This window comes from Micromonospora vinacea (assembly GCF_015751785.1).
GTDB lineage: Bacteria > Actinomycetota > Actinomycetes > Mycobacteriales > Micromonosporaceae > Micromonospora > Micromonospora vinacea.
The window spans coordinates 3,156,051-3,175,053 of sequence record NZ_JADOTY010000001.1 but is presented as its reverse complement, the minus strand read 5'-3'; the positions used below and the strand labels follow the sequence as shown (position 1 = coordinate 3,175,053).

Genomic DNA, 19,003 nt, shown 5'->3' with positions numbered 1-19,003 from the left:
GCGACCCGAGGGGGGTGGTCGCTTCTGTGGTCGCACGTCATGATCTGGTAGTCGGCCCGGTTCGGGGAAAAGTTCCCGACGTGGCGCAGACCATCCAAGGGCCGAACGACCCTGTCGCCCCGCCGTCAGCCGCGTAACCTGGTCTGTCGTGATCCCTGTCCCGCGTGACTCCGGTGCCGCCGGTCCGGCGGAGCCGGTCGACGAGGTCGCCCGGGACCCGGCAACCGAGTGGGCACTGACCGCCCGTGACGGTGACCCCACCGCCCAGGCGGCGTTCGTCCGGCTGACCCAGGCCGAGGTCTGGCGGTTCGCCGCCGCCCTGGTCGACACGGACAGCGCCGACGACCTGACCCAGGAGACCTACCTGCGGGCGTTTCGGGCCCTGCCCGCGTTCGAGGGGCGCTCCAGCGCCCGCACCTGGCTGCTCGGCATCGCCCGGCGGGCCTGCGCCGACCACCTCCGCACTGTCGTCCGGCGTCGTCGACTCGACGAGCGCCTGGCGGCGAACGCGTACACCGACCGTCCGCACCCGGACCCGGCCGGCCAGTTCGGTGCCACCGACCTGGTCCGCCGCCTCGGCCCCGAGCGGCGGTCCGCGTTCGTGCTCACCCAACTGCTCGGCCTGTCGTACGCCGAGGCCGCCGCCGTCGAGGGGGTGCCGGTGGGCACCATCCGGTCCCGGGTCGCCCGGGCCCGTGACGACCTGGTCGAGGCGGTCGGCGACGCCCTGGCCGGCTGAACCCTGGAACTTCCGGCGCGGACGGGACGACAAATGAGCGTGACAGCACCTTCCACCCGGGGCGCCCGTTGGCCAGTGGTACGCCCCTGGCTCGGCATCGCGGCCCGGCTCGGCCTCGCCGCCGTCTGGCTGGTCGCCGGCGCGTCGAAGGTCAGTGATCTCGCCGCCTCCGGGCGGGCGGTCAACGCGTACCAGGTGCTGCCGTACGACGTGGCGACAGTGATCGGCGCGGCCCTGCCCTTCGTCGAGTTGGCGTTGGGCGTGCTGCTGCTGCTCGGGCTGGCCACCCGGCTCGTCGCCGGCGTGTCCGCCGCACTGCTGGTGGTCTTCATCGCGGGGATCGCCTCGGCCTGGGCGCGTGGGCTGGCCATCGACTGCGGTTGCTTCGGCAGCGGCGGGCAACTGGCGGCGGGGCAGGCCCCCAGTTACCTCCCGGAGATCCTCCGGGACCTGGGATTCTTGGTTCTGGCCGGTTTTCTGCTGGTCTGGCCGCGTACGCCGGTATCGGTGGACGGGTGGTTGTCCGGCGAACCCGTTGTGGAGGACGAGGATGAGTAGTCGCAAGGGGCAGCGGGACGCCGCCCGGGTGGTCCGCGAGCAGTTGGCCCGCGAGCGGCGCCGCCGCCGCACGATCTGGGTCTCCGCCGCCGCGGTCGTCGTCCTGGTCATCGCCGGCGTCATCGGCTGGGCCGTCTGGTCCAGCCAGCGCTCCGACGACTTCACCACCCCACCCGGCGCCAACGCGGCCGGCACCGGCATCGTCACCGGCGGCGGCCCGGTCACCATCGACGTCTACGAGGACTTCCTCTGCCCGGCCTGCAAGCAGTTCGAGCAGACCAGCGGGTCGACGCTCGAACAGTTGGTGGCCGAGAACAAGGCGACTGTGGTCTACCACCCGGTCGCGTACCTCAACCGCTTCTCCACCACCGAGTACTCCACCCGCTCCTCGGCCGCCTCCGGCTGCGCGGCGGCGGGCGGCAAGTACCACGAGTACGCGAAGGCGCTCTTCGCCGAGCAGCCGCCGGAGGGCAGCGCCGGGCTCACCGACGACAAGCTCATCGACATCGGCACCAGCGTGGGCCTCGACCGGGGCTCCTTCGGCAGCTGCGTGAAGGACAAGACGTACCGGACCTGGACCGAGCACGTCACCGACGACGCCAGCCGGAGCAACGTCACCGGCACGCCGACCGTCAAGATCAATGGTCAGCCCCTCGAGAACCCCACCCCGGACGCTCTCACCGCAGCAGTGGCGGCGGCCGGCAAGTGATCCGTACCCTGCTGGGCCGTGCCGGCCTGGTCGTCGCCGCAGCCGGCCTGGTGACAGTGACCAGCGCGGCGCCCGCCGCCGCGCACGGCGCGGACGCGCCGGACGGCACCGACTACCGCACCCGCGCCACAGGGGTCGCACCGGCGCGGCCAGGGCTTGAGGTACGCGTCATCGAGGCGGGTGCCCGACTGGAGCTGACCAACCGCACCGGCCGCGCCATCGAGGTCATCGGCTACTCCGGCGAGCCGTACCTGCGCGTCGGCCCGGACGGGGTCTTCGAGAACAGCCACTCCCCCGCCACGTACCTGAACCGCACCATCGCCGGGGACACCGCGCTCCCCGCCGACGCCGACCCGGCCGCCGCACCGTCCTGGCGCCGGATCGCCGACGGCACCACCGCCAGGTGGCACGACCAACGCGCTTTGTGGCAGGAGGCGGCGCCACCGGCCGCGGTACGCGCCGCGCCGGACCGCGAGCACCGGGTCCGGGACTGGACCATCCCGCTGCGCGACGGCACCGACCCGGTGGTGATCGGCGGAACGCTGGACTGGGTGCCGCCGCCGGACGCGTACACCTGGTGGGCGGTGACCATCGTGGGGCTGCTCGCGGTGGGCGCGCTCGGCCTGCTCGCCGCCACCGCCCCGGCCGGCGCCCGCGCGCTCTCCGCGCTGGGCGTGTCGCTGATCGTCGGCGGCGCGCTGGCCGTCGCGTACCCGGTGGGACGGGAACTGGACGCGGGCGCTCAGGGCGTGGGTGGGGTGCTGGTCGGGTTGCTGTCCGGGCAGATCTGGTCCCTGCTCACCGGCGTCGGCGCGATCGCCGCCGGTTGGTACGCGTTGAGCCGCCGCCCGGGTGCGGACTTCGTGGTCGCGCTGGCCGGCGCCTGCCTGGCGCTCTTCGCCGGAGCGGCGAACGCCGCCGTGTTCGCCAACGCCATCGCCCCTGTGCCCTGGTCCCCCGCGGCGGCCCGGGTGATGGTGGCGCTCTTCCTGATCACCGGCGCCGGTGCGACAGCCGCCGGCGTCCTGCGCCTGCACGCCGCCTCCCGCACCACTGCGGCGGCACCACGGGTCGTGGCCGCCGAGAGTGGGTCTACGGCTGCGGGGTGAAGCCGTAGGGCAGTTCCAGGCGGTGTCTCGCCAGCAGGGGGGCGTCGTTGAGCAGGGTGCGGGTGGGGGCGTCGGCGACGATCCGGCCGTCGTCCAGGATCACCGACCGCTCGCACAGCTCCGCCGCGTACGGCAGGTCGTGCGTGACCATCAGCAGGGTCACCGGCAGGCCGCGCAGGATCTCGGCGAGTTCCCGACGGGCCGCCGGGTCCAGGTTCGACGACGGCTCGTCGAGCACCAGGATCTCCGGGTGCATGGCGAGCACCGTGGCCACCGCCACCCGGCGGCGCTGCCCGAACGACAGGTGCTGCGGGGCCCGGTCCCGGTGCTCACCCATCCCCACCGCGGCGAGCGCCTCGTCCACCCGGGCGGCCAGCTCGGCCCCGCGCAGACCCAGGTTCGCCGGCCCGAACGCCACGTCCTCCGCCACGGTGGGCAGGAACAACTGGTCGTCCGGGTCCTGGAAGACGATGCCCACCCGACGGCGTACCTCGGCCAGGGTGGGCCGGTCCGGGGTGACAGTCAGCCCGCCGACGCTCACGCTGCCCTCGGTCGGGGCGAGGATGCCGTTGAGGTGCAGCACCAGAGTGGTCTTGCCGGCGCCGTTGGGCCCGAGCAGCGCCACCCGGTCGCCCCGCGGCACATTCAGGTCGACCCCCCGCAGGGCGACGTGCCCGTCCGGGTACGCGTAACGAACACCCCGAACGTCCAGCGAGACAGCGGTCTGCACGACACCGATCATGACAGCACGACGGCGGTGGCGGCGATGGAGGCCGCCAACACCGGCACTGTCGCCGCGACCAGCCACTGCCCGGCGCTCGCCGCACCCTCGCCCTGCCACACGGCGGGCATCCGCCCGGTGTAACCCCGGGACAGCATCGCCAGATAGACCCGCTCGCCGCGCTCGAAGGCGCGCAGGAACAACGCCCCGATCCCGGCGGCGAACCCGCGCAGCTGCCACAGGAAGCGCGGGTCGTCACCCCGGGAGATCCGGGCCACCCGCATCCGCCGCGCCTCGCCGACCAGCACGTCGAGGTAGCGCAGCATGAACGTGGCGATCTGGGTGAGCACCTGCGGACAGTGCAGCCGGTCCAACCCCACGATCAGGTCCCGGGTGGTGGTGGTCGCCGCGAGCAGCAGCGACACGAGCACCCCCAGGGTGCCCTTCGCCAGGATGTTCCACGCGCCGTGCAGCCCGTCCTCGGACAGCCGCAGGCCCAGCACCTCGACCCGGTCGCCGCTGCCGAGGAACGGCAGGGCAACGGCGAACAGCACGAACGGCAGCTCGATCAACGCTCGGCTGAGCAACCACCGCGGCCCCACCCGGGCCAGCGCCGCCACCACCGCCACCAGCACGGCGTACGCGCCGAAGGCCCAGAACGCCTCGCGTGGAGTGGCCACCACGGCGATGGTGAAGACCACCATCGCCACGATCTTGACCTCGGGCGGGAGCCGGTGCACCGGCGAGTCCGACTCGCGGTACAGCACGTGCCCGTGACCGGCTCCCATCCGCTTATCCCCTGCTCAGCTGGCCGTGCCGGCGCGCGACGCCACAGCGTCACCCTCGGCGGGCGTCGTCGCGTCACTGTCGGTCGGCGTGCTGCCTCGACGGCGCAGCAGCCAGAACCCGCCGGCCCCGATCGCGAAGGTGACAAGCACCCCGAGCACCCCGGAGAGGCCGGTGGAGACGAAGCTGTTCCGCACACCCCGCACGCCGTAGTCGGCCAGCGGGCTGTCGGCCAACTCGTGGTCGCGGGCCTGCTGGGCTGGGCAGCTCCCCCCGACGATGGTGTCGTCGGCGTCGACGGTGCAACCCTTGAGCAGTGACGAGTCCAACCCGTCCGGGTGGGACGAGGCGTAGTTGCTCACCACACCGGCGAGCAGCAGGGCGACCAGCAGGCCGCCGGCCAGGAAGGCCCAGGACCGGTTCTTCATCGGGCACCTCCGGCGACCGGGACGGCGGGGGCGGCGGGGGCGGCGGGCGTGCGCAGGGAGCGCAGCGCGTACACCAGGTCGGGGCGCACCTTCGCGACGGTGAGCACCGTGGTCGCGGTGATCAGGCCCTCGCCGATGCCGATCAGCAGGTGGACGCCGGCCATCGTGCCCGCCAGACCACCCAGGTTGTTGCCCAGGTCGGTGGTGCCACCCAGCCAGTACTGCAGGACGAAGCCCTGCGACGCCACCACCACGCTGACCGTCGCGGCGACGAACGCGGTCACTGCCAGACCGGCCCGCGTGCGGGGCAGCACCCGCAACAGCAGCGCGATCAGCGCGTACGCTGCGGCGGTGCCGAGCAACGCCATGTTCGTGATGTTGAGGCCGAGCATCGCCACACCGCCGTCGCCGAAGATCAGTGCCTGTACGACAAGCACCACGGCCACGCAGAGCGCGCCGACCCACGGGCCGACCAGCATGGCGGCGAGCGCGCCACCGAGCAGGTGGCCGCTGACACCGGCCGTGAAGATCGGGAAGTTGAGCATCTGGACGGCGAAGATGAACGCCGCCACCAGGCCGGCCATCGGGGCCAGCCGGTCGTCCAGGTCGCGCCGACCGCGCAGGACGCAGGCGGTGAGCGCGGCAAGAGCGAGCGCAGCGAAGATCGCTGCCACAGGACCGTCGATGATCCCGTTCGAGATGTGCATCGCCAGTGTCTCCACGCGACCTCCCACGCGTCAGCAGGCCCGACCGGGCCGGCGTGGGTCAGCTTATTTCCCAACCATCGTTGTTGCCAGACTCTGGCAACAACGCATGGGCTTGATCACTCCCAGCGGCAGGCTCAGCCCGACCGCCTCCCGGTGACCAAGCCCCGACGCGCCGCCCGACGCGCCGCGTCTCGTCGGCGACGGCGCTCAGCGGCTCGACGGTAGGGTCGGGGCCATGACCTCGCCCGACCGCCTCTCCCCCGGTGACCCCGCGCCCGAGTTCACCCTCGCCACCGACACCGGCGACCAGCTCTCCCTCGCCGACCTGCGAGGCCGCAAGGTCGTCCTGTACGCCTACCCGGCCGCGATGACCCCCGGCTGCACCAAGCAGGCCTGCGACTTCCGCGACTCACTCGCCTCACTCCAGGCCGCCGGCTACGAGGTCGTCGGCATCTCCCCGGACAAGCCGGAGAAGCTGGCGAAGTTCCGCGAGCGCGACGCCATCACCTTCCCGCTGGTGTCGGACCCGGACAAGGCCGTGCTGACCGCCTACGGCGCGTACGGCGAGAAGCAGCTCTACGGCAAGACCGTCACCGGCGTGATCCGCTCGACGTTCGTGATCGACGCCGACGGCAAGGTCGAGCGGGCGCTCTACAACGTCAAGGCCACCGGGCACGTCGCCAAGCTCCGCCGCGACCTCGGCCTGGACTGACTGTCGCACCGGATCGCTACGGTCCGTCAGTGGTCCGATACAAGTACACACCCGAAGCGCTGGCCGCCGCTGCCGCCGTCGCCCGCAACATCACCGAGGTGATGCGGCTGCTCGGCGTACGCGTCAGCGGTGGCTCGCACGCTCACATCAGCCGGCAGCTCAAGCGGTTCGGCATCGACACCTCGCACTTCACGAGGCAGGCACACAACAAGGGCCGCAGCGGCGAACGGCGCATCACATCGGCCCAGCTCCTGGTTGTGCGACCTAACGGGTCCCGCCGGACGCCCGGCGCGCGGTTGAAGTGGGCGCTGGGCACCCTCGGCGTGCCGGAGGAGTGCGAGGGGTGTGGGACAGGGCCGGTGTGGCGAGGCGCGTCCCTCATCCTGCACGGGGAAAACGGGCCTCCGACCTCCCCATCCTCGCGCCGCCGACCGATGGGGAGGGACGCTACGGCGGGACGGCCGGGTCCGATCGCCGACCGGCCACCCGTGCGGAACTCGTCGACCTGTTCGGTCGGGTCGACGCACAGCAGGTGACGGCCCTGGAGGCGGCACGACAGTGGGGCTGGACCCCGGCGTACCTGCACAAGGTTCGGCGAAGGCTGGAGCAGGATGGCGTGTTGAAGCCGCGCCCGAGCCGCAGTTGGCGTTCGATGGCTCATCGCGACGCGGTAATAGAACAGGCACTGGCGCACCCGGATGTCGGACCGAAGCGACTGTCCGGCATTCTCCGCAATCTGCCTGGCAGCGGATGCCGAGTTGGTCACGGCACGATCTCCACCATCCTCAAGGAGGCCGGGCTCAACACCGCCGAAGCCAGACACTCTAAACTCAGGGAGTTGGCGGGAGTGGCGTAACGGCAGCCGCGCAGGTCTTAGGAACCTGTATCCGGAAGGATGTGGGGGTTCGAATCCCCTCTCCCGCACAGGTCAACACGCACCGAGTGCCGGCGCGCGGCGCTCGGGCTCGTCACTGTCGCGGGCCTGGTTGTCGGGCGCGTCACTGTCGCGGGTCTTGGGCCTGGTCCTCGGGTCAGGATGGCGAGCGTGAGTCTGCGCTTCGTCCTCGACCCCGACCTGACCCCGCAGCTGCGTGCCGAGATCGTCGACCTCTGGGTGGACGTCAGCAACGCAGGCGGCGCTGTCGGTTTCGTGCCTCCGGTCACCGCCGCCGATGTGCACGTCACCGCCGATCCGACCTTCGCCGGTATCGCCGACGGACCGGACCGCCTGCTCGTCGGCTACTCCGGGGACCGACTGGCGGCCATGTTGATCTTCGGTGACAACCGGTTCCCACTCAAGGCGCACTGGTGTGTGGTGAAGCGGGTGATGGTCCGTCCAGACACCCAGGGCACCGGCTACGGCTCGGCGCTGATGGTGGAGGCCGCCCGGCTCGGCAGGGCGTTCGGTTACGAGGCGCTGCACGTCACGGTGCGCGACGGCCTGGGGTTGGACAAGTTCTACGGTCGCCTCGGGTACCGGGAGATCGGCCGACTGCCGGGCGCGTTGCGGGTGGCCCCCGATGACGACCGGGACGAGATTCTGATGTGGTTCGATCTGACGGTGGCCGACTGAGCGGTCAGCCCGCGCACCACCGGGCGTTCGCCCGGGCCGAGCTGGTGGTCGGCGGGTCGGTGGCCGGCGGGCTCGTCCGGGCCACCTCGACCGGGCGACGGGTCGGCGTCGGCGTGACGGCGGGTCGGTTGCTCGGTGGCCGGGTCGACGCGGACGAACGCCGAGTGCCCGCCCCGCCGCCCGGTGTGTACATCCGGACCGTGCTGTTCTGCACCTTGCCCGGTGCCATCCGAATGCCGCCGACGGTGGCCCGGTTGCCGTACACGTCGGTGACCCGGATGGTGAACGGGCCCGGCCCGGCGCCGGAGGCGATCAGCCAGTAGTTGTAGTCCTGCCGGGCGGCCGACTGCCAGGGGTCGCTGTCACCCTGCCGGACCTCGACGGACCGCAGCGGGTTGCCGTGGTTGCCGACGCGCACGGCGAACCACCACTGCGACGCGCCCTCCTTGATCCGGAAGGTGAGTGGTCCGGGCAGCGGCGGGTTGACCACAGCACGGTAGGTGACCGGCACGAGGCCCTGGACCGGGTCGGCGATCCGGGCGAACGCCTCGCGGGACAGGTCGAGGTGGCCAGGCTCGCACTCCGGGCACTGGTCCATGATGAGCACCCGGACGGTGCCCTTCGGGCCGACGACGTCGAGGAATCCGCCGCAGGCGGCACCGGCGGAGTATTCCGTCGGACCGAGCGCGACGTAGAGCCGGTTGGCCGGGGCCGCCGGGTTGGAGCAGTTGCCGCCGGCGCCCTTGGAGTCGTAGAAGGTGGCCTTGCCGCTGTGTGTGGCGTTGCCGGTGGGCGGGGCGGCGGCGAGCGTCCGGCCGGCGGCGCAGGCCGGGGTGGAGCCGGAGCGCAGGGTGAGGGTGAGCCCCAGCGTCGCCGCGAGGACTGTGACGCCGGTGGCGATCAGCCAGGGCTTCGCGCCGGACGGCGGCGCGGGCCGGTCCTCTGGAGGGTGGTCCAGGTCGATGTTGATGTCGACAGCGCTTCCGTCCGTCACGACGGCGATGCTGCCGGACCTGGGCGCGTACCGACAAGCGGGCTAAGCCAAAGCTAAGACAGCATCGACGGACGGTGACCGCCGGGTGCGGATTTGCCGGTCGGTGTGTCGGTCAGGGCGCGAGAACGATCGGGGCGTCGACGGCCAGGGGTCCACTGTCGAGTGGCACCAGGTTCAGTCCGAAGAGGAGTTTCTGCTTGACGTTGCGGTGCCGCCCGAGGGTACGCAGTGGCTCTTTGGTGCGTACCCCGGTCTCCTGGTCGGTGGTGGTCACCACGCAGCGGTCGCACGGTCCGGCGGCCCGGAACAGTCGGTCGCCGATGCGCAGCGGCCGGCCGACCCAGTCGTCCTCGGCCCAGGCCGGCGCACCGCTGACCACCAGGTTGGGTCGGAACCGGGTCATCGGCACCGGTTCCTCCCCCGCCTCGGCCAGCCAGTCGTTGAGGCCGTCGAGGGAGGCGGCGTTGGCCAGCAGCACCGGGTAGGCGTCGGCGAAACTGACCTGGTCACCGGTGTCGTGCTCGCGGGTTCCGGCGGCCAGGTGACGGGTCGGCTGGGCCAGCCAGACCAGCCGGACCGGCCGGCCGAGCAGGGCGCCGAGCCAGTCGTCGGCCGCCTGGCCGGCCGGCAGCGCGGGCACCGGGAACGTGCGGCTGCGGAAGGTTCGCACCCCCACGGGTTCACCGCCGGCCGGTTCCGGCACGTCGAGGTCGGGTTGCCCGTCGGCACGCAGCCACAAACCCCCGGGGCGCACCGAGGCGCGCAGGCCGACGAGCCGGGTCGTTTCCCGTTGGGTGACGCCGACGCCGTCGGCGTCCACGACCATCCAGCGTCGGTCGCCGGCCAGGCCCCACTGGTGCACGAACGCGCCGTCGTGGTCGAGCCGGTGACAACCCTTGATGGGGTACGTGTGAATCGAGGTCAGCCGCACCCGGCTACCATGCCACGCCGATCCCGTCGCCCGGGTACCAGTGGTTGGCCGGGCTCTCCCGGTAGGCGAGGAACCGCCGGCCGGTGCGTTCGGCGTGCTCGGCGAGCACGTTGGTGCTGGTGACGTTGTCGGTGAGCAGGATGGCGCCGGGGGCGAGCTGGGGCTCCACGGCGTCGAACTCACGCTTCTCGTGGGCGCGGCTGTGGTCGCTGTCGTGCAGGAACAGGTCGACCGGGCGGTCCAGCGCGCCGATCGAGGCGATCGAGTCGCCGATCACCAGGTCGACGACGTTCGACCACGGTGCGACCTGGGCGAGGTAGCCGGCCTCGGGGTTGATGTCCAGCGAGGTGACCCGGCCCGGGTGCCCCTCCTGTGCGTTGCGCAGCAGGGCGGACGCGAGGACGCAGGTGCCCAACCCCTTGTCCACGCCGGTTTCCACCACGTGCGTGGGGTGGGTGGCCCGGACGATCGCGTACCAGCCGACGCGTCGGGCGTAGCGGACCTTCTTGTCGGCGAGGCCACGGCGGGCGGCTGTGGCGGTGGCCTGCTCGATGTGGTGTCGCAGCACGTCGTCGGACTCGATCTCGGCGACGTAGCCACGGGCCTGCTGGACCGGGATGTCGCAGACGACGCTGACGAACCAGGTCAGGTGGTGGCGGCTGAGTTTGGTCAGCTCGTACGTGTAGTTGTGATGTTCACGGGAGGTGACCAACCACCGGGCCGAGGCGCGCAGCACCTTGGCGTCGTGGCGGGCGACCCGGGCGAGGCGCTTGGGAAATGCGGCGACGGGTGCGAGTGGGGTACGGGCGATGGCTCGGCGCAGCTTCGTGGCGTCCACCGCTGCTTCATATCAGGTTCAGGCATTCGTTGGTGGAAAAAGCCTTTTGGCCAGGATGTGCGACCGGATGGGCCGGACGGGGGTACGTGCCTGTAACCCAGAATCAGTAGCATCGCGGCATGCAGTATCGCCAGGAGTACGTGGAACCCCAGACCGAGTTCTTTGACCCGCAGTCGCAGCCTGAGCCGACTGAGGCGCCCCGATCGCGGCGTCGCCGCCCCCGGTGGCAGAAGGTCGCCCTGATCACCTTTCTGGTGATGGCGCTGCTCGGCGGTGGCGGTCTCATCGCGGGCGGGCTTTACTTCCGCTCGATCAATTCCGGGATCGACCGGGTCGACGCGTTCGCTGACGTACCCGAAGAGGGCCGTCCGCAGGCGGCTGCCAAGGGCGCTCTGAACATGCTGATTCTGGGTAGCGATTCCCGTGATCCGGAGGGCACGACCGGCTCGCGTACCGACAGCATCATCCTGGCCCACATCCCGAAGGACCGATCGAGCGCTCAGCTCGTCTCGATCCCCCGCGACACGTGGGTGCCGGTGCCGCGTTCCAAGGACGGCAACAACGGCGGCCGGGATGCCAAGATCAATGCAGCCTACGCCTGGGGTGGTGTGCCGTTGATGGTGCAGACCGTGGAGAAGTTCACCGACGTCCGGATCGATCACGTCATGATCGTTGACTTCGCTGGATTCGTCGAGATCATCGACGCACTGGGTGGCGTCGATATCGACTCGGAGAAGTCGTTCACCTCGATCCACCCGCCGTTCCGCAACTTCAAGCAGGGCATGCAGCGGATGGACGGCGAGGCCGCGCTGGACTATTCGCGGCAGCGTAAGCAGTTTGCCGACGGCGACTTCGCCCGGATCCGGCACCAGCAGCAGGTCATCAGGGCAATCATGGACAAGGCGGCGTCCGGCGGCATCCTCACCAACCCGAGCCGGCTCAACTCGTTCGTCAAGGCCTCGTCCAGCGCGGTCGCGGTCGACGAGAAGATGTCCCTGCTGGACATGGCGACCGACCTGCGCAACCTGCGCGGCGGCAACATGACCTTCCTGACCAGCCCGACGAAGGGCACCGGTCGGGTCGGCAGCGAGAGCGTCGTCTTCGCCAACACCGAGAAGGCCAAGTCGTTCTACGGCGCGGTCCGACGCGACGCGGTACCGGAGATTCTGGCCGCCGGGAAGTAGGGCATCCAACTGTCCATCCGGCTCTGGCGGCGCAGCTGAGCGGCTCATATCCTGCGATCGCCCGAAGGCGCGACATGTAAGGCCGAGGGTAGTCACGGGGGAGGAATCGATCATGTCACGCCATTCGGCGGTCAGTTATTCGAGCACGCCTGAGGGGGCCGCGCAGCAACCTGTGGTGCCGCAGCAACAGGCGGCGCCACTACAGGCGACTCCACAACGGGCGGCAGCAGGGGACGAGCCGGCGAACGACGCGCCAACAGTCGCCGCCATGCCCCGCGTCGAGCGACCCGACCCGGCGGTCAAGGCGGCGATGGTCCCCGGTCTCGACACGACAGCGGTGCTGCCCTACGCCAGCTCCAGGGCCTCGACCGGCACTCGTTTCCTGCGCGCCTGGATGATGACGGCTCCCGTCGATGTCGTGGCGCTGCTGACTCCGCTGCTGCTGACCCAGAACTACTGGCGCGGGACGCTGGCAAACGCCGCGCTCACGGTGGCGATCTTCGCGGCGGGCGGGCTCTACCGGGCCCGCCGGCACGTCAGCATCCTCGACGAACTGCCGATCCTCTGCGGGCGACTGCTGGCTTCGGCCGCGGTGGTGGCCATCATCGCGGCCGAACGGCACGCCTCGGTGGAGTACGTGACCAGCTTCATGCGTGGGGTCGCGCTCTCCGCGGCGTTGGTGATCGCTGGTCGTGCGCTCAGCCGGAAGTTCACCATCGTCGCGCGTCGGCGGCGGTGGGTGGAGCACAACGCCATCATCATCGGCAGCGGTCCGATCGGCGTGGAGCTGGCCCGACTGCTGCGGCGCTACCCCCAGTACGGTCTGCGCTTCGTCGGTTGCGTCGACGCGGCGTCCCGTCAGGACTCCGGCGCGGTCCCGCTGCTCGGCACCCTCGACAACGTCGAACAACTGGTTCGGCTGCTGAACTGCGACGTCCTGGTCATCGCCGACCCGGACTGCACGGAGTCCACCCTGATCGCGACACTGCTCCAGCCCAACACCTCGCGCTGCGACCTCTGGGTGGTGCCGCGGCTGTGGGGGTCCCGGTCCCAGGCCGGATACCCCGACCACATCGGTGCCATCCCGATCGCCAAGATCGGCGACACGACCCTGTCCGGGCCGCGCTGGGCCATCAAGCGGGCCTCCGACGTCCTCGTCGCCACGCTGGCGCTCATCCTTCTGAGCCCGGTGCTGCTGCTCTGCGCCATCGCCACGTTCATCGACGGCGGTCGCGGCATCTTCTTCTACCAGGAGCGGATCGGCCGGTACGGCAAGCCGTTCAACGTCATCAAGTTCCGGTCGATGCGCCCGGTGGACGAGCAGGAGTCGCAGACCAACTGGTCCATCGCGCACGACCGGCGGGTCGGCCCGATCGGGCGGTTCATGCGCCGTACGTCCCTGGACGAGCTGCCGCAGCTGTGGAACATCGTGCGCGGTGAGATGAGCGTGGTCGGGCCCCGACCGGAGCGGCCGCACTTCGTGGAGAAGTTCTCCGCCGAGTACCCGAACTACGCGATGCGGCACCGGGTGCCCGTCGGCCTCACCGGGCTCGCGCAGGTCAGTGGCCTCCGCGGCGACACCCCGATCTCCGACCGGGCGAGGTTCGACAACTACTACATCGAGAACTGGTCGCTCTGGCTCGACGTCAAGGTGGTGCTCCGGACTGTCGCTGAGGTGTTCCGCGGTGGTGGCCGCTGACGGCCACCAACGGCCGGCCCGGTCGTGACAGTCAGTCGCGGACGAGGAACGGGAGCATCCTCGGCTGGTATCCGCCGCCGACGTAGCGCGCCGGATCGGCCTGCAACACCGAGGCCAGCAGGGTGCCGATGACGTCTCGGAAGTCCGTCGTCGCCTTGAGGTCACCGTCGTCCAGGTCGGTCAGGCTCGGCTGCTCCCCGTAGAGCCCGCCGGCGACCTGGGAACCCAGCACGAGAACAGGGCCGGCGGTTCCGTGGTCGGTGCCGTCAGAGGCATTCGCCCGGACCCGCCGGCCGAACTCGCTGTAGACGACAGTGGTGACCTGTCGACCGGCCTCGGTGCCCGACAGCCGACGAGCGAAGCTGGCCAGCGCCTGGTCGAGTTGACGCAGCAGGAACTCGTGCCCGACCCGCTCCGAGGCGTGCGTGTCGAACCCACCGAGGCTCACCGAGTACACCCGGGTGGGGACCCCGGCCTCGACACACTGCGCCACCCGCGACAGCTGTGCGGAGAGGACGTTCGACCCACCCGTACTCGTCGCGGGGCTGTCGGGTTGGACGGTGGCCTCCGGCGGAGCGCTGACGGCCTCGGCATGTTGGATGAGCTTGTCGATGTTGATGAGGTTGGCGTAGGCGTCCGCGGCCCGCGCCTGCAGCTCCGACTCGTTCGGCTCCCGGTGCCCCAGCGCCCCGACCATGTCCGCTGTTACTCCGGGCGGCAGCTTGAGCCCGCCGACGCTCACGCAGGCCCCCGTACGGGTCTCACCGGCGAGGAGGGGCGGAAGCATGGGCTCGAAGCTGACCGCGGCCTCGGGCGCGGCCTTGGTGCCGTCCAACCATCGGCCCACCCACCCCGAACTGGTCGGACCGCTGGGCGACGCGCTCTGCCAGATGTCCATGGAGCGGAAGTGACTGCGATCCGGTTTCGGGTAGCCCGCTCCGAGGACGACCGCCAACCGCTGCTCACCCCACAGCGAACTCAAGCCCTTGAGCATCGGGTTCAGCCCCAGCGCGTCGTCGAGACGAAGCACCCGCTCCGGCTCGTAGGCCAGTTCGGGGCGGGCCGCGTAGTAGGCCGGGCTTGCGTACGGGACGACCGTGTTGAGGCCGTCGTTGCCGCCGTAGAGCGTGACGATGACCAGCTTGGACGTTTTTCGGTGGTCTTCGCTGGCGGACGCCTCACTGGCGGTCCGCAGCAGACCTCCCAGGCTCAATTTCGCCGCACCGGCGACCAGGGCGCTGCCGCCGGCAACCCCCGAGGCCAGCAGGAATCTGCGCCGGGTCACTGCATCCATGTCACGTCACCAGGTATTCCGGGCTCGCCAACCCGAGGGTCAACAGCCGCTGCGGGTCGGTGGTGGCCTTCAGGACCGAGTACGTCCTGTTGGTCCAGGTCTCGATGGTGAGCACGTGCGCCACGTCCTCCGGGGTCAGCCGTTGGGCCGGCACCAACTGGGCGATCCGACCTGCGAAGTTCAGGCGGGCCTGCGCCGCCCCCACGGTCAGCCACTCCGCGCCGGCCGGCCAACCCTCGACGCTGGGAGGCGCGAACGGCAGCTGGCCCAACCGCTCGAGACCATTGAGGACGTATGTCGACATCTCGTCGGACAGTTCCCCTGGCCGCAGCCCCAGATGCCGCATCGCGCCGACGAACCACTCGGTCGGCTGCTTCACCAGCTTGCCGGCGGTGGCGCGGAACGCCTCATCCTCGAAGAGTTTCCGCAGCATCGACATCGAGTTGGGAAAGACGGCCACCATGGCGTCCCGGGTGGACTTCGGAATCGGGTCGCTCGACGAGGCGTAGCGGAACCACAGCCGCTCGGCGATATAGGCGGCGCACCGGTCCTGCTTGAGCAGGAAGTCGACGAGCGAGTGGGCGTTGAAGTTCTTCGTCTCGCCGAGAATCGTCTTCGCCCCGTTGTCGTGCCAGGCGGGGCTGAAGTAAGTGCGGGCGCCGTCGTAATCGATCCGCCAGCCGGTCAGCGCACGACCCGCGGCCTTCACGTCCCGTTCGGAGTACCGGCCGATGCCGAGCATGAAGAGTTCCATCAACTCGCGGCCGAGGTTCTCGTTGGGGGCGGTCCGTGTGTTGGATTCGCCGTCGAGCCAGAAGACGAGGGCCGGGTCCGTGATCATCTTGTGCGCCATCACGGCGAAGTCGAGCGAGCTGCGCAGATTCCGGTGCTGCAACAGCATCAGTTGTGGCCGCATCACCTTCCGCACCGAGGTGGCCCAGTGTCCGTGCCAGAAGAACCACAGCTTCTCGCGGGTCTGGTGATCGGCCACCGTGAGGCGGTCCAGCCACCACTGGGTGATCCGCTGCGTCTGCTCCCAACGCTCCTCGCTCGCCTTGGCGCGCTGCGCGGCGGTCGGGTTCGACAGCCTGAAGAAGGGATCCGGGCCCAGAACGGGCACGGGGGCCAGCGAGGCTCCCACGTCCGGCGCTGTCGGCGCCGTGAGCGCGGCGAGTGTCGCTTCGTACCCTGCCTTCTTCGCCGCGGCCAACTCAGCGGCGGTGGGGCCGAAACCGGCGCGGCGCAGTAGCAACGCGAGATCGTCGGCCATGGCAACAAATGTATGCGACGTCGATGACACGGTCGAGCCACGGGTCTGATTTCCACCCATACCTCGCGGAGCCCGAGCCGGCGTGGGTGAGGGCCGGCCCTACTGGGTGACGGTCGACCCGCCGCGCGCCCCGAGCAGCACCGCTCGACCGGTCTCGAACGTGTAGGTCTGCCGCACCTCGTAGTGCTGCCGGATGTACTTGATCTTCCAACCGGGGGCGGAGAGGGGGTCCTCTGCCGCCCCGTAGACACCAGCGGCCGGACCGATGAGCCAGATGCGGTCGGCCTTGGCCAGCCTGCCCTGAATGTCGATGAACTCGGTCGCCTCCAGCGTCCCGTTGCTGGCCGCCGTCTGCTTCATCAGGATGTCCGGCGGCTGGACCGCCGGCGCCCAGTCCAGCTGGCTCAGGTAGTGGGTGAGCGTCGGCCGCATCGACCAGGCGAAGTCGGTGTAGACGACGACATCACCGCTGGCAACGTTGTCGTGGATGGCGGCGGCCATGCCGCGGGTGTCCGGCGCGTCGTGCGTCTGCCGCACCGACTTCTGCACCGGCAGGGAGAGGAGCACCAGCGCTGCCACGACCGCCACCGCGCGGACGACCCACGGCAGCACGGCCACCGCACGCAGGCGCGAGGTGGTGACGGTCGCGGCCGCCAGCACCGCAACCGGCGCGAGCAGGAAGATGCCGTACCGCGGCACCCACACCGGTGCGATCAGCGAAGCCCCGATGACCACCACGACCGGCACCGTGCTGAGGACGACCAGCTCGACGTACCGGCGGGTCGGCACGGCGAAGTAGGCAGCGGCGGCGAGCAGCACCAGCAGGTAACCCACCACCGGACTGAAGGCGACGTCACCGGGCAGCGCGCCGACCGTCTTCCAGGTCGGTGTCTGCACCCAGTGCAGCTGGGAGTACCGCTGGCTGCGGCCCAGCCAAATGAGCGGTGACACGACCACCAGAGCGGCGGCTATCGCCGGAACCGCCCGCCACAGCCGGCGATCCCGCTCCGGCCACCACGCCAGCGCCAGGATCACCGCGTGTGCGGCCAGCACGGAGAGCGCGACCAGGTGGAAGACCCCGGTGAGCGCCAGACAGAGCCCGTACCCCGCCCACCGCCACCGGGAGGGCGACGCCACGGCAGTGAGCAGCAGCAGGGACGAGAGCGTCGCGAAGAGGAAGGCGAACGCGTACGGCCGGGCCGTGTGGGCGAAGAACACCAGGCTGGGGATCGCCGAGCAGATGATGCCGGCCAGGATTCCGGCGGCCGGCCCGGCCACCCGCCGACCGATCTCGGCGGTCACGCCGGCGCCGAGGGCCATCGCCAGGAGCGAGGGCAGGCGCAGGACCACATCGGACTCGCCGAAGACCGTGACCAGCACGTGGAGCACCAGGTAGAAGGGCGTGATGACCGCGTCCTTGTAGCTGGCCAGCTCGAGCAGCTCGCCGAACGACCGGGTCGCCGCGGAAAGCGTCGCGCCCTCGTCCCAGTCGAGCGGAACACTTGTCAACGAATAACCGGCAACCACCAGCATCACGGCAAAACCGATGCTGAAGGGAGCCACCTCGTTCTTTCCGGCGCGCACCAATTCTCCCACCCCTGATGTTGCGTGGAGACTAGCGGACAGGCTGGTCGGACCCGCCGGCGCAGGCTCGCAATTGCCCGACGGCAAAGTGTCGGGGTAATGAATTGGTGGCGACGTTCCGGACCGTTGTCGCGCCGATCAACGAAGCTTCGGCGCGATCGGCCGGCGAGGCATCCGTGGGCCGGGAGGCGCGATACTGACCTCGGGGCTGGTGAGCCGGGTCAGGCTCGCGTAGTCGCCCTTGAGGACGTTCTTGCTGTAGTTGCCGGGCTGGGACGGATCGCCGGGCGCGTACTGCCAGATGGTCTCGGTGGCCCAGCCGGCGGGCAGCGGAGGCCGGCTCGTGGTGTAGCCGGCGATGTCCAACAGGAGACCGCCGAAGGAGGCGTCGCTGTTGGTGCACGGGTTCCAGAAGTTGGTGTTCGTGTAGATCATCATCGGTCGACCGATACGGGCCTTGACCTGGTCGGTGAACACCCGCACCCAGTTGGTCAACTCCGCCGGGGTCAGCCCGTAGCAGGTCGGGGCGCCGGCCCAGTACGGCCACTCGAAGTCGAGCATCGGCACCAGCGTGCGGGAGTCCTTCGCCCACCGCATGTTGTCGATGAAGTAGTTGGCCTCACCCACCGGGTCGCGCCCGTCCGGGCGGGCGAAGTGGTAGGCGCCGACGAAGAGACCCGCCGCCTTCGCCGCTGTGTAGTCACCGTTGAAGAACGGATTGAGGTAGTCGTTTCCCTCGGTGGCCTTGATGTAGACGAACTTGTTTCCCTCGGCCACCACCCCGGCCCAGTTGATCGGCCCGAGGTTGTGGTCGTGGCTGGACACGTCGATGCCCTGGATCGTGTAGCCGGCAGGCGGGCTGGCCAGCGCGGACACCGCGCTCTGCCGGACTGCCGGAGTGCCGCCGGCGATGGCCCGACCACCACCGTCGGGGGAGGTCGCCGCGCCCGCCGCCGGCGGGGTGCCGAGCAGGTTGACCGCCAGCGTCGAGGCGACCAGCACCGGAATCCATTTCCGTGACATGAGTGTCCCGAATCTCCTTGCTCAGGAGCCGACGTCTCGCGGTTCGTCAGCGAACGTCGACATCGCGCGGACCGGCGGATGAACCGGTGCGAAAGTACTGTCGCACTTTACGCAGTTGAGGCCGCTTCGCGCTGCCCCGCTCCG

Annotated in this window: 20 protein-coding genes and 1 tRNA gene; 10 read left to right on the top strand and 11 right to left on the bottom strand. The window is 70.4% G+C overall.

Going from position 1 to position 19,003, the window contains the following annotated elements; translation table 11 throughout:
- Positions 1-148: 148 nt before the first annotated feature.
- Genes IW249_RS15235 through IW249_RS15220 form a run of 4 tightly spaced genes read left to right on the top strand, consistent with a single transcriptional unit; the run spans position 149 to position 3,115 of the window.
- Positions 149-739: a sigma-70 family RNA polymerase sigma factor gene (locus tag IW249_RS15235; protein WP_196921371.1), complete on the top strand. Its 591-nt coding sequence runs from the start codon at positions 149-151 to the stop codon at positions 737-739.
- A gap of 33 nt (positions 740-772) precedes the next feature.
- A complete protein-coding gene (locus IW249_RS15230; protein ID WP_196921370.1) occupies positions 773-1,297 on the top strand; it encodes a MauE/DoxX family redox-associated membrane protein in 525 nt (174 codons plus the stop codon).
- Entirely contained in the window at positions 1,290-2,006 is a 717-nt protein-coding gene (locus IW249_RS15225) for a DsbA family protein (protein ID WP_196921369.1), read from the top strand. Before IW249_RS15230 ends, IW249_RS15225 begins: the two co-directional genes overlap by 8 nt.
- Positions 2,003-3,115, top strand: a complete 1,113-nt coding sequence (locus IW249_RS15220; protein ID WP_196921368.1) for a hypothetical protein — start codon at positions 2,003-2,005, stop codon at positions 3,113-3,115. Before IW249_RS15225 ends, IW249_RS15220 begins: the two co-directional genes overlap by 4 nt.
- Here IW249_RS15220 and IW249_RS15215 read toward each other — a convergent pair.
- From IW249_RS15215 to IW249_RS15200, 4 genes are read right to left on the bottom strand one after another with little or no spacing between them, the layout of a single operon-like run.
- Entirely contained in the window at positions 3,099-3,857 is a 759-nt protein-coding gene (locus tag IW249_RS15215; RefSeq protein WP_196921367.1) for an energy-coupling factor ABC transporter ATP-binding protein, read from the bottom strand. The genes IW249_RS15220 and IW249_RS15215 overlap by 17 nt on opposite strands.
- A complete protein-coding gene (gene cbiQ, locus IW249_RS15210) occupies positions 3,854-4,624 on the bottom strand; it encodes a cobalt ECF transporter T component CbiQ (RefSeq protein ID WP_196921366.1) in 771 nt (256 codons plus the stop codon). The genes IW249_RS15215 and cbiQ overlap by 4 nt, the downstream gene beginning before the upstream one ends.
- Positions 4,625-4,639: 15 nt before the next feature.
- Entirely contained in the window at positions 4,640-5,050 is a 411-nt protein-coding gene (locus IW249_RS15205; protein WP_196921365.1) for a PDGLE domain-containing protein, read from the bottom strand.
- Entirely contained in the window at positions 5,047-5,772 is a 726-nt protein-coding gene (locus IW249_RS15200; protein ID WP_196921364.1) for an energy-coupling factor ABC transporter permease, read from the bottom strand. The genes IW249_RS15205 and IW249_RS15200 overlap by 4 nt, the downstream gene beginning before the upstream one ends.
- 220 nt (positions 5,773-5,992) lie before the next feature.
- On the opposite strand from IW249_RS15200, the gene bcp reads away from it, so the two are divergent.
- The 4 genes from bcp (at position 5,993) to IW249_RS15180 (ending at position 8,042) form a co-directional block, all read left to right on the top strand.
- Positions 5,993-6,469 carry a thioredoxin-dependent thiol peroxidase gene (bcp, locus tag IW249_RS15195; RefSeq protein ID WP_124855233.1) on the top strand — a complete coding sequence of 159 codons (477 nt, stop codon included), beginning with the start codon at positions 5,993-5,995 and terminating at the stop codon, positions 6,467-6,469.
- 532 nt (positions 6,470-7,001) lie between these two features.
- Positions 7,002-7,325 (top strand): hypothetical protein, encoded by a 324-nt coding sequence (locus IW249_RS15190; protein WP_196921363.1) that lies wholly within the window; start codon positions 7,002-7,004, stop codon positions 7,323-7,325.
- Positions 7,311-7,393: transfer RNA gene (locus IW249_RS15185), tRNA-Leu, on the top strand. The genes IW249_RS15190 and IW249_RS15185 overlap by 15 nt, the downstream gene beginning before the upstream one ends.
- A 121-nt stretch (positions 7,394-7,514) precedes the next feature.
- Positions 7,515-8,042 (top strand): GNAT family N-acetyltransferase, encoded by a 528-nt coding sequence (locus IW249_RS15180; RefSeq protein WP_196921362.1) that lies wholly within the window; start codon positions 7,515-7,517, stop codon positions 8,040-8,042.
- Between the two features lie 4 nt (positions 8,043-8,046).
- Here IW249_RS15180 and IW249_RS15175 read toward each other — a convergent pair whose 3' ends face one another.
- The 3 genes from IW249_RS15175 to IW249_RS15165 form a co-directional block, all read right to left on the bottom strand.
- On the bottom strand, positions 8,047-9,036 hold the full coding sequence (locus IW249_RS15175) for an expansin EXLX1 family cellulose-binding protein (protein WP_196921361.1): 990 nt from the start codon (positions 9,034-9,036) through the stop codon (positions 8,047-8,049).
- A 112-nt stretch (positions 9,037-9,148) separates the two neighbouring features.
- Positions 9,149-9,967 (bottom strand): MOSC domain-containing protein, encoded by an 819-nt coding sequence (locus IW249_RS15170; RefSeq protein ID WP_196921360.1) that lies wholly within the window; start codon positions 9,965-9,967, stop codon positions 9,149-9,151.
- Between the two features lie 4 nt (positions 9,968-9,971).
- Complete coding sequence (locus IW249_RS15165; RefSeq protein ID WP_196921359.1) at positions 9,972-10,805, bottom strand: class I SAM-dependent methyltransferase; 834 nt, start codon at positions 10,803-10,805, stop codon at positions 9,972-9,974.
- Between the two features lie 119 nt (positions 10,806-10,924).
- On the opposite strand from IW249_RS15165, the gene IW249_RS15160 reads away from it, so the two are divergent.
- Entirely contained in the window at positions 10,925-11,989 is a 1,065-nt protein-coding gene (locus tag IW249_RS15160; protein ID WP_196921358.1) for an LCP family protein, read from the top strand.
- 268 nt (positions 11,990-12,257) lie between these two features.
- Complete coding sequence (locus IW249_RS15155) at positions 12,258-13,688, top strand: sugar transferase (RefSeq protein ID WP_196921357.1); 1,431 nt, start codon at positions 12,258-12,260, stop codon at positions 13,686-13,688.
- A 31-nt stretch (positions 13,689-13,719) separates the two neighbouring features.
- On the opposite strand, the gene IW249_RS15150 is transcribed toward IW249_RS15155, so the two are convergent.
- The 4 genes from IW249_RS15150 to IW249_RS15135 all read right to left on the bottom strand — a co-directional run bounded on the left by IW249_RS15150 (position 13,720) and on the right by IW249_RS15135 (position 18,859).
- On the bottom strand, positions 13,720-14,982 hold the full coding sequence (locus IW249_RS15150) for a DUF1501 domain-containing protein (RefSeq protein WP_196921356.1): 1,263 nt from the start codon (positions 14,980-14,982) through the stop codon (positions 13,720-13,722).
- 1 nt (position 14,983) lies between these two features.
- Positions 14,984-16,252, bottom strand: coding sequence for a DUF1800 domain-containing protein (locus tag IW249_RS15145; RefSeq protein WP_196921355.1), 1,269 nt, complete (start codon positions 16,250-16,252; stop codon positions 14,984-14,986).
- Between the two features lie 99 nt (positions 16,253-16,351).
- A complete protein-coding gene (locus tag IW249_RS15140) occupies positions 16,352-17,836 on the bottom strand; it encodes a glycosyltransferase family 39 protein (RefSeq protein WP_196921354.1) in 1,485 nt (494 codons plus the stop codon).
- Between the two features lie 138 nt (positions 17,837-17,974).
- Positions 17,975-18,859, bottom strand: coding sequence for a GH25 family lysozyme (locus tag IW249_RS15135; protein ID WP_196921353.1), 885 nt, complete (start codon positions 18,857-18,859; stop codon positions 17,975-17,977).
- Positions 18,860-19,003 lie beyond the last annotated feature (144 nt).